We start from the raw sequence: 12,434 nt of genomic DNA on the forward strand, positions 1-12,434 counted from the left end.
CGCACGACCTGTCGATGGCCGCGCCGTCGCGCTTGCCCGAACTCGCGCTGCTGCAGGTGCATCGGCTGGTGAAGCGCTTCGGCGCGCTGACCGCGACCGACGAGGCCAGCCTCGCCGTCCACGCCGGCGAGACCCATGCGCTGATCGGCCCGAACGGAGCCGGCAAGACGACGTTGATCCATCAGATTTCCGGCGCGCTCGCGCCGGACGGCGGTGGCCTGTTCTTCGACGGCGAGGACGTCACCGCGCTGTCGATGCCGCAGCGGGTGCGCGGCGGCCTGGTGCGCTCCTTCCAGATCACCAGCATCTACCGGCGCTTCACCGTGCTGGACAACGTGGTGCTGGCGGTGCTCGCCCGGCGGCCGGCGCCGCCGTCGTGGTGGCGGCCGGCACGCGCGGACGAGGCCGCCTATGCCGATGCCGAGGCGATGCTGGCGCTGGTCGGCATGACGACCATGGCCGACCGCGTCGCGGGCAGCCTGGCGCATGGCGAGCAGCGTCAGCTGGAAATCGCCCTCGCGCTGGCGGCCCGGCCGCGGCTGCTGCTGCTGGACGAGCCGATGGCGGGCATGGGCCCGGACGAATCGGCGCGCATGGTCGAGCTGCTGTCGGCGCTGAAGGCGCAGCGGTTGACGCTGCTGCTGGTCGAGCACGACATGGACGCGGTCTTCCGCCTCGCCGACCGCGTGTCGGTGCTGGTGAGCGGGCGTGTCATCGCGACCGGCACGCCGGACGAGATCCGCGGCGATGCGGCGGTCAGGCAGGCCTACCTCGGCGACGAGACCGACCTGGCGGAGGAGGGCGCATGAGCGATGCACTGCTCGAGATCGAGGGCCTGCGCGCCGGCTACGGCGACAGCCAGGTGCTGTTCGGCGTGGACCTGCGCATCGCGCCGGGCGAGGTGGCGACGCTGCTGGGCCGCAACGGCATGGGCAAGAGCACGACGCTGCGCTGCCTGACCGGCTGGCTGGCGCCGAGCGGCGGTCGCATCCGCTTCGCCGGCGAGGAGGTGACCGGCTGGCGCGCCGACCGCATCGCGCGGCTGGGCCTGGCCATCGTGCCCGAGGGACGGCAGGTCTTTCCCAACCTCAGCGTGCTGGAGCACCTGCAAGCCTTCGAGGCGAACCGCTGCCGCGCGGCCGATCCGTGGACCGTCGAGCGGGTCTTCGCGCTGTTCCCGCGTTTGCGGGAGCGCGCGTCCCACCTCGGCCAGCAGCTCTCCGGTGGCGAGCAGCAGATGCTGGCGATCGGCCGGGCGCTGGTGACCAATCCCCGGCTGCTGGTGCTGGACGAGGCCACCGAGGGCCTGGCGCCCTTGATCCGCGAGGACATCTGGCGTTGCCTGGACATGCTGCGCCAGGCCGGCCAGACCATCCTGGTGGTCGACAAGTATGTGAAGCGGCTGATCCGGCTCGCGGACCGGCACAGCATCGTGGAACGTGGCCAGGTCGTGTGGCGCGGCGACTCCGCGGCGCTGGCGGCCGACCACGGCGTGTGGCACCGCCACCTGGGCGTCTGAGGAGGACGATGAGATGACTGCCGCCTTCGAGCGCGAGGTGCTGGTCCGTTTCGGTCATTGCGACCCGGCCGGCATCGTGTTCTTCCCGCGCTACTACGAACTGCTGAACGCCTTCGTCGAGGACTGGTTCAACGAGGGCCTGGGCGTGCCATATGCGGAGCTGCTCGGCCCGCGTCGCATCGGCCTGCCCACGGTGCAGCTGCAGACCAACTTCGAGCGCATCAGCCGCCAGGGCGACCGGCTCACGCAGCGGCTGTGGATCGAGCGCGTGGGGCGCAGCTCGCTGTCGCTGCGGATCAGCTTCGACGGTGCCGACGGACCGCGGGTCAGCTTCGGCCAGGTGCTGGTGTGCACCTCGCTGGAGACGCACCAGTCGCAACCCTTCCCCGAGGATGTCCGCGCCGCGCTGGTGCGGGCGGTCCAGCAACAGCAATCCCAACAATCGTCAGAGCAGTAGAGGAGTCACGACGATGAGCAACGACAACGAGAAGAAGACGACGGCGGCCAGGCGCTTGTTGCAGCCGGCGGACTGGGCCGCGCCGCGCGGCTATGCCAACGGCGTCGCCGCCAGCGGCACCCAGGTTTTCGTGGCGGGCCAGATCGGCTGGAACGGGCAGTGCCAGTTCGAGAGCGACGATTTCGTCGACCAGGTGCGGCAGGCCTTGATCAACATCAAGGCGGTGCTGGCCGAGGCGGGGGCCGAGCCGAGGCACATTGCGCGGATGACCTGGTACCTGGTCGACAAGCGCGAGTACGTCGCGCGCGGCCGCGAGGTCGGGCAGGCCTACCGCGAGGTGCTGGGCAGCGAGTACGGGATCGCGATGACCGCCGTGCAGGTGGCGGGGCTGATCGAGGATCGTGCGAAGGTTGAAATCGAGGTGACGGCGGTGGTGCCGCCACGGGACTAGGATCGGCGCAGGCCGCGTCGACACCGTCCCGGCAGCGCCAGGCACGGTGAGCGCGCACCGTCGGTCCTCAAGCATTCAAGAACGGAAGAGACATCATGAGCCAAGCATCCAAGGCCGCGAAGGCCGCATTCCACTGGGACGATCCGCTGCTGCTGGAGCAGCAGCTGACCGACGACGAGCGTGCCGTGCGCGACGCGGCGCGGGCCTATTGCCAGGACCGGCTCGCGCCGCGGGTGCTGGAGGCCTTCCGGCATGAGAAGACCGATGCGGCGATCTTCCGCGAGATGGGCGAGCTCGGCCTGCTGGGTCCGACGATCCCCGAGGCGTACGGCGGCGCCGGGCTGACCTACGTCTGCTACGGGCTGATCGCGCGCGAGGTCGAGCGGGTGGACAGCGGCTACCGCTCGATGATGAGCGTGCAGAGCTCGCTGGTGATGGTGCCGATCCACGAGTTCGGCAACGAGGCGACGCGGCGCAAGTACCTGCCCAAGCTGGCCAGCGGCGAGTGGATCGGCTGCTTCGGGCTGACCGAGCCGAACCACGGTTCGGACCCGGGCTCGATGATCACGCGGGCGCGCAAGGTCGATGGCGGCTATTCGCTCAGCGGCAGCAAGATGTGGATCACCAACAGCCCGATCGCCGATGTGTTCGTCGTCTGGGCCAAGGACGACGGCGGCCAGATTCGCGGCTTCGTGCTGGAGAAGGGCTGGAAGGGCCTGAGCGCGCCGGCGATCCACGGCAAGGTGGGACTGCGCGCGTCGATCACCGGCGAGATCGTGATGGACGAGGTGTTCTGTCCCGAGGAGAACGCCTTCCCCGAGGTGCGCGGCCTGAAGGGCCCGTTCACCTGCCTGAACAGCGCCCGCTACGGCATCGCCTGGGGGGCGCTGGGCGCGGCGGAGGCCTGCTGGCACACCGCGCGGCAGTACACGATGGATCGCAAGCAATTCGGCAAGCCGCTGGCCGCCAACCAACTGGTGCAGAAGAAGCTGGCTGACATGCAGACCGAGATCACGCTGGGCTTGCAGGGCTGCCTGCGGCTGGGGCGGATGAAGGACGAGGGCACGGCGGCGGTGGAGATCACCTCCATCATGAAGCGCAACAGCTGCGGCAAGTCGCTGGACATCGCCCGCACCGCGCGCGACATGCTGGGCGGCAACGGCATCAGCGACGAGTTCGGGATTGCCCGCCACCTGGTCAATCTCGAGGTGGTCAACACCTACGAGGGCACGCACGACATCCATGCGTTGATCCTGGGACGGGCTCAGACGGGGATCGCGGCGTTCTGACGCCGACTGATCCGAGTCATTGATCGGGACATTCGGCAATGCAATGCTGCCGAGCTTGAGCTCCTGCACGCCGCCTCGTCGAGGCCCCGCCGTCAGGTTCGCCACGTCCCCGATCATCCTCGTCTCTCCCATGGCCGCAAGGCCCTGGCGTCGCATTTCCTATGAAGTCCTCGGCTGCCCGCAAGTACATCACCGTGCACACGATCCGGCGGGCCAACCTCCGCCTGATGACACGCGAGCGCGATCACGAGCCGCCGCTCGCGGTGCGCGCGGCGCTGCCCTGCCGGGAGGACATCGTGAAGGCGGCGAACAATGCACTCGAGCGATGGTTGGCGAAAGCCAAGGTCATCGCTTGATGTTGCATCAGACCTTTCAAACATTCGTTCAGAACCCGAGGGATCTCGCCGGCCTGATCGCCTACGCGCTCTACAAGGCGGACAAGGTCGAGTTCATGCGGATGCATCCGGACGCGGATGTCCACGGATTCGTCCTCAGCATGAATCTGCCGTCGCAGGTCGATACCTACCGCACACGGGCTGAGATCATGCTCGAGGACATGGCTGAAGAGTCGCTGTCAGGCGCGCTCGAGGAGGCTGAAGCGGACCATCTTCGGCGACTTCGGCGTTTGGAGACCACATTGGGCTTCTGGTCCGGCGTGTGGTCGAGCGTGCTGGCCAACCTGATCGCCGCCGGGATCTCCATCCTGCTGGTCGTTCTGGTGCTGGGGAGCAAGCTGAACTTCTGGACTGGTCTGCTGAAGTACCTGAGCGAATAGCGATCCACCTCCATGGCAGCAAGGGCACTGACGCGCGGCAGTCCCTTGTCGGTGGCTCCATAGGTACCCGCTGTCCGGAGCGCGACAGCCGCGTCCGGCGTCCGGGAGGACGATCCATCGCGGACCGGGTCCGATCGATGACCCGGCGCGACCAGGAGACGCGTTCATGGACGACATCACCGCCCGGATCCCTTCGCTCAAGGGGCAGCTCAGCGACGCCGAATGGCAGCTGCGCGTGGACCTCGCCGCCTGCTACCGACTCGTGGCGCGCTACGGCTGGAGCGATCTGATCTTCACCCACATCAGCGCGCGGCTGCCCGGCGAGGCGCATGAGTTCCTGATCAACCCCTATGGCCTGATGTTCGACGAGATCACCGCCTCCAGCCTGATCAAGGTGGACGCGCTCGGCAACAAGCTGCAGGAGACGCCGTTCCCGGTGAACCAGGCCGGTTTCATCATCCATTCGGCCATCCATGCGGCGCGGCCCGACGTGGGTTGCGTGCTGCACACCCACACCCGGGCCGGCGTGGCGGTGTCCGCGCAGAAGGACGGGGTGCTGCCGATCTCGCAGCAGTCGACCTTCGTGCTGGCCTCGCTGGCGTATCACGACTACGAGGGCGTCGCGATCCGGCCGGACGAGCAGCCCCGGTTGCAGCGCGACCTCGGCGACAAGATCTTCTACTGCCTGCGCAACCACGGACTGCTGACCGTGGGCAAGACCATCGGCGACGCCTTCCTGTCGATGTACACCTTCGAGAGCGCCTGCCAGATCCAGATCGCGGCACAGGCCGGCGGTGGGGCGCTCACGCCGGTCGACGACGCGGTCATCCGCGGCACCGCCGAGTCGATGCGCGTGCAGACCGGCGGCCTCGGCGGCGCCTTTGTCTGGCCCACGCTGCTGCGTCAGGCGCGTCGGCAGTGTCCGGGCTTCGACGTCTGACGCCGGAGCACTCGCGCAGGGCGGCGGGCGACGCCGCGCTCAGCCCCAGACGCGCGGTGGCCGACCCAGGCTGGTTTCGGTCAGCAGCGTCCGGGTGCGGTCGTCGAGGGCCTCGGGCGGCACCCGCGCCAGGGCCAGGCGGGCGAACTCCGGCAGGCCCATCAGCATCGCCGAGAGGCGCACCCGGGTGCGCTGCTGGTCTTCCAGCACGAACCACTTCATGCCCGGCGAAAAGCGGATCCGCCGCACGTCCGCCCACCGCATGACGCCGCGCCGGCCGAACAGCCGGCCATACGCGATCGCGTCCTCGGACACCTGATGGCGGCCATAGACGTAGTCCAGGATCATCGGCGCCGACATCAGCCCCAGGCTGACGAAGCAGAGGGTGGTCCAGACCGTCGCGGTGCGGTTCTGCCCGATCGTGTTGGAGATGATCGCGAGCCCGAAGAAGAACACCGTGCCGACGACGCCGATCACCAGCGTGCTGATCGGATGGCGCAGCAGCCGCGCCTCGTCCTCGGGGCGGGGTTTGAGCCGGTTGCGGCTGACCCAGCCCATGATCAGCGCCATCGCGGCGCCCCAGAGCGTCCATTGGACGAGCGATTGCCACCAGGTGTCTTGCATGCGTGCGTGCGGATGAGGCGAGGTCGAAAGGTCGTGAATTGGGCCCTGGGGGGACAGGGCGGCTACGCGGCCAGGAGCGGAGTATCGCGGCGGCCGCCCGCCAGCGCCATGGCGCACGGCCGACGCCGGCGCGGTGAGCTGGACGGCCGCCCGGCCGACTCAGCCGCCGGCCTCGACGCAGCCCAGCATCGCCTCGATCAGCCGCGCGCCCTGCCGCTCCCGCAGGCAGTAGAGGTATTCCCGCACCAACGGCGTCTGCGTCTCGAAGGGCAGGGCGACGAGCTCCGGATGCCGTCCGGTCTCGTGCGCGGCGAAGACGCTGACGCCCAGGCCCCGCACCACCGCCTCCCGCAGCGCCTCGCGACTGGCGATCTCCATCTGCGCACGCGGGCGCACGCCCGCCGCTTCCAGCGCCTGCTCGGTCAGCGCGCGCGTCATCGAGCCGCGCTCCCGCATCAGCAGCGTCTCCGCGCCCAGCGCCGCCAGCGGCACCGCCGCCGCCCTCGCCAATGGGTGCCCGCGCGGCAGCAGCAGCACCAGGGGATCCGCCCCCAGGTCCACCCGGTGCAGCCGCGGGTCGTCCTCCAGATGGCTGGAGGTCGCCAGGTCCACCTGGTAGGCGAGCAGGGCATCCACCATCTGCCGTGAATTGCCGGCGGCCACGCTCAACTCGACCCGCGGATGTCGGGCCTTGAAGCGTTGCACCAGCGTCAGCGTGTAGTAGGGGGCGGTCGCGCCCAGGCGCAGCGTCCCGCCCTGCAGCTCGGCCGAGTTGCGCAGCGCGAATTCGATGTCCAGTTCCTGCTGCAGCAGCGTGTCCACCTGCGGCATCAGCCGCCGGCCGGCCTCGCTCAGCGTCAGCCGGCCGCCACCGCGGTGGAAGAGCTCCACCCCGTACTGTTCCTCCAGCGTGCGGATCTGCGTCGTCACCGTCGGCTGCGACAGCCCCAGTTGCCGCGCCGCGCCGGTGATCGACCCCAGCCGCGCCACCGCGAAGAAGGCCTTGAGCTGATTCACCAGCATGGCCGCGATCCCAAATCCGCCAATACCGGCTTTCGGGAACTTGGGCCGTTTGACGTGTCAATGACATATGCCATTCCTACAGTGTCGCCCATCGGTCGCCCCCAACCGGCGCGCCGGATCCCCAGTCTCCGGTCTCTCTCTCCCGCTTCTGATGGAGCGCCCATGCGTCTCAAGTCCCTCTCGACCCTCGTCCACAGCGCCGCCGCGCTGAGCCTGGCGGCGATCACCGCGCTGACCAGCCCCGAGGCCCATGCCCAGGGCAAGACCGAGCTGCTGGTCTACAGCGCGCTCGAGGCCGACCAGATCAAGGCCTACAAGACCGCCTTCGAGCAGGACCACCCGGCCATCGAGTTGAAGTTCGTGCGCGAGTCCACCGGCATCGTCACCGCGCGGCTGCTGGCGGAGAAGGCCAATCCGCAGGCCGACGTCGTCTGGGGGCTGGCCGCGACCTCGCTGATGCTGCTGGACAAGGAAGGGATGCTGGCCCCTTACGCCCCCAAGGGCCTCGAGCAGGTGCGCCCCACGATGCGCGACCCGCGGCCGCAACCGACCTGGGTGGGCATGGACCTGTGGTCCTCGGCCGTGTGCTTCAACACCGTCGAGGCGGCCAGGCGCAACCTGCCCCGGCCCGCCACTTGGGCCGACCTGACGCAGCCGGTCTACAAGGGCCTGCTGACGATGCCGCATCCGGCCTCCAGCGGCACCGGCTACCTGATGGTCTCGGCCTGGCTGCAGATGATGGGCGAGGCGCGCGGCTGGGCCTTCATGGATGCCTTGCACCAAAACATCGGCGTCTACACCCACAGCGGCTCCAAGCCCTGCCGCCAGGCGGGCGCCGGCGAGTTCCCGGTCGGCCTGTCCTTCGAGTACCGCGCCAACAAGACCAAGAAGGAAGGCGCGCCGATCGACATCGTCTTCCCGAAGGAAGGTTTGGGCTGGGATGTCGAAGCCACCGCGATCATGAAGTCGACTCGCAAGGCCGAGGCCGCCCGGGCGCTGGCCGACTGGGCGGTGACCCGCAAGGCCAACGAGCTCTATGCGAAGAACTTCGCCGTGCTGGCGCTGCCGTCGGTGCAGGAACAGCTCGAGTACGTGCCGTCCGACCTCGACAAGCTGCTGGCGAAGAACGACTTCGGCTGGGCGGCCGCCAACCGCGATCGGATCCTCGCCGAATGGTCGCGCCGCTATGAGGCCAAGGCCGAGAAGAAGTGAGCCCGCGGGCACCGGAAGGAACGGCGACCATGCTGCACCTGCGTCAGATCACCAAGCGTTTCGGTCCCCAGACGGTGCTGCAGGGCATCGACCTGGACCTGCGCGCCGGCGAGCTCGTCTCGCTGCTCGGCCCGTCGGGCTGCGGCAAGACGACGTTGCTGCGCATCGTCTGCGGCATCGAGACGCCGGAGCTCGGCCAGGTGTTGATGCAGGGCCAGGACATCACCGCCTGGCCGGCCTCGCAGCGCCGTTTCGGCGTCGTGTTCCAGTCCTATGCGCTGTTCCCCAACATGACGGCGATCGAGAACGTCCGCTATGGCCTGAGCGGGCTGCCGCGCCGCGAGGCCTCCGAGCGTGCGTCCGAGATGCTGGCGCTGGTGGGCCTGCAGGCGCAGTCCGGCAAGTTCCCCGCGCAGCTCTCGGGCGGCCAGCAGCAGCGCGTGGCGCTGGCCCGTGCGCTGGCGCCGCGGCCGCGCCTGCTGCTGCTGGACGAGCCGCTGTCGGCACTGGATGCCCAGGTGCGACAGGAACTGCGGGTCGAGATCCGCGCGCTGCAGCAGCGGCTGGGCATCACCACCTTGATGGTCACCCATGACCAGGAGGAGGCGCTCGCGATGTCCGATCGCGTGGTGCTGCTCGCCAAGGGCCAGATCGCGCAGCAGGGCGCGCCGCGGCAGCTCTACGAGCAGCCGGCCAGCGCGCTGGTGGCCGGCTTCGTCGGCCGCATGAACTGGATGGACGGGCAGGTGGTCGCCGACGGCCGGGTGCGTGTCGGCACCACGCTGCTGGACTGCGACACACGGCGCTACAAGACCGGCAGCGTGCTGCGGCTGGGCATCCGCCCGGAGGCGGTGCAGCTGCTCGACGGCGGGGTCACGACGCTGCGCGCGCGCATCGACGCACTGCAGTTCCAGGGGGCGGTGACGCAGGTGCTGCTGCACAGCGACGCGCTGGGGGGCGGGCTGATGCTCGAGCTGCCCAGCGTCGAGGCCGCCCGGCTGCGGGAGGGCGAAATCCGCGGCCTGCGTCTGCCGGCGGCGTCGATCCAGCTCTTCGACGCGCCGCTGTCGATGCGGAGGGCCGCGTGAGCAGCGGGGATGCCCCGGTCCGGGAGGGACCGTTCTCCCGAGACGCGGGAGACGGACTGGCGCGGCGCCGGTCGGTCGAGGGCGCGGTGCTGCGCGCGCTGCTGGCCGCCGCGCTGCTGGTGCTGACGCTGATCCTCCTGCTGCCGCTGGCGTCGCTGCTGGCGCAAAGCGTGCTCGACGGCCACGGGCGCTTCGTCGGCCTCGCGCATTTCGCCGCCTACTTCTCGACCGGTCGCTGGAGCGCGCTGTGGCACAGCGTGACCTTGTCGGCGGTCTCGGCCGTCGTCTGCGTCGTGCTGGCCTATGGCTATGCCTGGGCGCTGACGCACACCGCGCTGCCGGCCAGGGCGCTGTGGCGCGCGCTCGCGCTGCTGCCGCTGCTGGCGCCGTCGCTGCTCGCGGCGATCGGACTGGTCTACGCCTTCGGCAACCAGGGCCTGCTGAAGGCCGCGATGCAGGCGGTCGGTGTGGACAGCATCTACGGGCCCGCCGGCATCGTGCTGGGCTCGGTGCTGTGGACCTTTCCCCACGCGATGCTGATCCTGGTCACGACGCTGTCCGCGAGCGACGCCCGGACCCTGGAGGCCGCGCGCTGCCTGGGCGCGAACGGCTGGCGGGTGTTCCGCACGGTGACCCTGCCGGCCAGCCGCTATGGGCTGCTGATCTCGCTGGTCGTGGTGTTCGTGCTGGTGCTGACCGACTTCGGCGTGCCCAAGGTCGTCGGCGGGCAGACGCCGATGCTGGCCACCGACATCTACAAGGAGGTTGTCGGCCAGCAGCGCCTGGACCGCGGCGCCGTGGTGGCGCTGCTCCTGCTGCTGCCGGCGCTGGGGGCCTTCGCGGTGGAGCAGCGCCTGCGCGCCCGTCAGCGGGCGGTGCTGAGCCTGCGCGCGGTGCCTCATCGGCCCACGCCGCATCGGCCCCGCGACCTGGCCGCGCTGCTGTATTGCGGCGTCGTCGCGGCGGCGCTGGTGGGCGTGTTCGGCATCGCGGTGTACGCCTCATTCGCGCAGTACTGGCCCTACCAGCTGGCGCCAACGCTGTCGCATTACCAGTTCGACATGAGCGATGGTGGCGGCTGGGCCAGCTACTGGAACTCGCTGCGCATGGCGGCATGGACGGCGGCCCTGGGCGCGGCGCTGAGCTTCCTGGTCGCCTGGCTGGTCGACAAGCCGCGCGGGCATCGCGCCGCGCGCGGCCTGCTCAACGCGCTGGCGACGCTGCCGATGGCGGTGCCGGGGCTGGCGCTGGGATTGGGCTACATCCTGTTCTTCAACGCGCCGTGGAATCCGCTGCGAGGGTGGTACGGAGGGCTGGGCCTCCTGGTGCTGTGCACCGTGGCGCACTACTACTCAGTGGCGCACCTGACGCAGCTGGGCGCGCTGCGCCAGCTCGATGCCGAGTACGAGCGCGTGGCCGAGTCGCTCGGCCTGCCGTTCTGGACCCATCTGCGCCGCGTGCACCTGCCGATCGCGGTGCCCACGCTGGTGCAGGTGGCCGGCTACTTCTTCGTGAGCGCGCTGACGACGGTATCGGCGGTGGTGTTCCTGTACTCGCCCGACACCGCGCTGGCGGCCGTCGCGGTGCTGGCCATGGACGACGCCGGCGACACCGCGCCAGCCGCGGCGATGGCCACCCTGCTGTTCGCGACGGCGGCGCTGGGACGCGGCGTCATCGGCCTGATCGGCCATGTGCTGGTGCAACGCACCCAGCGATGGCGGGCGCGATAGCGGTGGGCTCGCGATCGTTTCCTCTCACTCATGAACCGGGTCCGCCTGGACCTGTCTCTCGATCTCCATGAACTGTGACCTCCTCGTGGTGGGCGCCGGCATCGTCGGCCTGGCCCATGCCTGGGCCGGCGCCAAGTGCGGCTGGCGTGTCGTCGTCGTCGAACGCGATGCCGCCTGCATCGGTGCCTCGATCCGCAACTTCGGCTTCGTGACCGTGACCGGCCAGCAGCGCGGTGCGCACTGGCGCCGCGCGCGACGCACCCGCGACCTGTGGGCCGAGCTCGCGCCGCAGGCCGGGCTGCGTGTCGAGCATGCCGGCCTGCTGATGGCGACGCGCCACGCGGAAGCCGACGCGCTGCTGGAGGCCTTCCTCGCCACCGAGATGGGCGAGGGCTGTGAGCGGCTCGACGCCGCCGGCGCGCTGGCGCGGCAGCCGGGCCTGCGCGCAGAAGGCCTGCGTGGCGGCCTCTACAGCCCGCATGAACTGCGCGTGGAGTCGCGCGAGGCGATCCCTCGACTCGCCGCCTGGCTGGCCGAGCGACACGGTGTCGAGTTCCACTTCGGCGAGACCGTGCTCGAGGTGGAAGCGCCGTCGGTGCGCACTTCCCGCGCGAGCTATCGCGCCGAGCGCGTCGTGGTCTGCGCCGGGGCGGAGCTGCACGGGCTGTTCGCGACGCATTGGTCCGCGCATGCGCTCTCGCTGTGCCAGCTGCAGATGCTGCGGGTGCGACCGCCGGCGGGCTTCCGGCTCCATGCCGCGTTGATGGCCGACCTGAGCCTGGTGCGCTACGACGGCTACGCAGCGCTGCCGCAGGCGCGGCCGCTGCTCGAGCGCCTGTCGGCCGAACGGCACGATGCGCTGGCGCATGGCATCCACCTGATCGTGGTGCAGAGCGCGGACGGCACCCTGGTCGTCGGCGATTCGCATCACTACGGGCCGGTGCTGCCGCCCTTCGCCAGCGAGGCGGTGGACCGGCTGATCCTCGATGAGTTGCACCGGCAGCTGGCGCTTCCCTCCTTGGCCGTCGTCGAGCGCTGGACCGGCGTGTACCCGGTCAGCGCCGAGGCGCCGTGCCTGGTGGAGGCGCCGGACGAACGCACGCGGCTGGTGATGGTGACCAGCGGCACCGGGGCCAGTACCGCGTTCGGTCTCGCGGAAGAGGTGCTTGCGGACTGGTAAACGAGGCACCGGTGAACGGGAGACCGGTGAACGGCGGGCGGCGAGCGCCGAGCGCCGAGTGCCGAGTGCCGAGTGCCGAGTGCCGAGCGCTGGGCGCCGCTGCACGCGAGTGCCGCGCGAGGAGGGGAACAGTTCGGAAGCGCGGC

The 12,434-nt window shown here is 70.1% G+C and carries 14 protein-coding genes; 12 read left to right on the plus strand and 2 right to left on the minus strand.

Going from position 1 to position 12,434, the window contains the following annotated elements:
- The first annotated feature begins 14 nt into the window (after window positions 1-14).
- From CS062_RS20410 to CS062_RS20445, 8 genes are all read left to right on the plus strand, one after another.
- On the plus strand, window positions 15-809 hold the full coding sequence (locus CS062_RS20410) for an ABC transporter ATP-binding protein (RefSeq protein ID WP_099863410.1): 795 nt from the start codon (window positions 15-17) through the stop codon (window positions 807-809).
- Window positions 806-1,519: an ABC transporter ATP-binding protein gene (locus CS062_RS20415; RefSeq protein WP_438270490.1), complete on the plus strand. Its 714-nt coding sequence runs from the start codon at window positions 806-808 to the stop codon at window positions 1,517-1,519. Before CS062_RS20410 ends, CS062_RS20415 begins: the two co-directional genes overlap by 4 nt.
- Window positions 1,520-1,532: 13 nt before the next feature.
- A complete protein-coding gene (locus CS062_RS20420; protein ID WP_099863396.1) occupies window positions 1,533-1,976 on the plus strand; it encodes an acyl-CoA thioesterase in 444 nt (147 codons plus the stop codon).
- Window positions 1,977-1,989: 13 nt separating this feature from the next.
- Window positions 1,990-2,427, plus strand: coding sequence for a RidA family protein (locus CS062_RS20425; protein ID WP_099863397.1), 438 nt, complete (start codon window positions 1,990-1,992; stop codon window positions 2,425-2,427).
- Window positions 2,428-2,522: 95 nt separating this feature from the next.
- On the plus strand, window positions 2,523-3,716 hold the full coding sequence (locus CS062_RS20430; RefSeq protein WP_099863398.1) for an acyl-CoA dehydrogenase: 1,194 nt from the start codon (window positions 2,523-2,525) through the stop codon (window positions 3,714-3,716).
- A gap of 194 nt (window positions 3,717-3,910) precedes the next feature.
- Window positions 3,911-4,072 (plus strand): hypothetical protein, encoded by a 162-nt coding sequence (locus CS062_RS26295; RefSeq protein ID WP_158238853.1) that lies wholly within the window; start codon window positions 3,911-3,913, stop codon window positions 4,070-4,072.
- Window positions 4,072-4,491 carry a hypothetical protein gene (locus CS062_RS20440; RefSeq protein WP_099863400.1) on the plus strand — a complete coding sequence of 140 codons (420 nt, stop codon included), beginning with the start codon at window positions 4,072-4,074 and terminating at the stop codon, window positions 4,489-4,491. Before CS062_RS26295 ends, CS062_RS20440 begins: the two co-directional genes overlap by 1 nt.
- Before the next feature lie 166 nt (window positions 4,492-4,657).
- Window positions 4,658-5,431, plus strand: coding sequence for a class II aldolase/adducin family protein (locus CS062_RS20445; protein WP_099863401.1), 774 nt, complete (start codon window positions 4,658-4,660; stop codon window positions 5,429-5,431).
- A 39-nt stretch (window positions 5,432-5,470) separates the two neighbouring features.
- On the opposite strand, the gene CS062_RS20450 is transcribed toward CS062_RS20445, so the two are convergent.
- Together CS062_RS20450 and CS062_RS20455 are read right to left on the minus strand one after the other, a co-directional pair.
- Window positions 5,471-6,055 (minus strand): PH domain-containing protein, encoded by a 585-nt coding sequence (locus CS062_RS20450; RefSeq protein WP_099863402.1) that lies wholly within the window; start codon window positions 6,053-6,055, stop codon window positions 5,471-5,473.
- A 159-nt stretch (window positions 6,056-6,214) separates the two neighbouring features.
- Entirely contained in the window at window positions 6,215-7,078 is an 864-nt protein-coding gene (locus CS062_RS20455; protein ID WP_099863403.1) for a LysR substrate-binding domain-containing protein, read from the minus strand.
- A 162-nt stretch (window positions 7,079-7,240) separates the two neighbouring features.
- Here CS062_RS20455 and CS062_RS20460 point away from each other — a divergent pair, with 162 nt between their 5' ends.
- From CS062_RS20460 to CS062_RS20475, 4 genes are all read left to right on the plus strand, one after another.
- A complete protein-coding gene (locus CS062_RS20460) occupies window positions 7,241-8,290 on the plus strand; it encodes a putative 2-aminoethylphosphonate ABC transporter substrate-binding protein (protein ID WP_099863404.1) in 1,050 nt (349 codons plus the stop codon).
- A gap of 29 nt (window positions 8,291-8,319) precedes the next feature.
- Window positions 8,320-9,378: an ABC transporter ATP-binding protein gene (locus CS062_RS20465; RefSeq protein WP_099863405.1), complete on the plus strand. Its 1,059-nt coding sequence runs from the start codon at window positions 8,320-8,322 to the stop codon at window positions 9,376-9,378.
- Window positions 9,375-11,108, plus strand: coding sequence for a putative 2-aminoethylphosphonate ABC transporter permease subunit (locus CS062_RS20470; RefSeq protein WP_099863406.1), 1,734 nt, complete (start codon window positions 9,375-9,377; stop codon window positions 11,106-11,108). The genes CS062_RS20465 and CS062_RS20470 overlap by 4 nt, the downstream gene beginning before the upstream one ends.
- 67 nt (window positions 11,109-11,175) lie before the next feature.
- Window positions 11,176-12,288 (plus strand): TIGR03364 family FAD-dependent oxidoreductase, encoded by a 1,113-nt coding sequence (locus CS062_RS20475; RefSeq protein WP_099863407.1) that lies wholly within the window; start codon window positions 11,176-11,178, stop codon window positions 12,286-12,288.
- The last annotated feature ends 146 nt before the right edge of the window (window positions 12,289-12,434 follow it).

The sequence above is a fragment of the Roseateles chitinivorans genome (genome assembly GCF_002761755.1).
Taxonomy (GTDB): domain Bacteria; phylum Pseudomonadota; class Gammaproteobacteria; order Burkholderiales; family Burkholderiaceae_C; genus Roseateles; species Roseateles chitinivorans.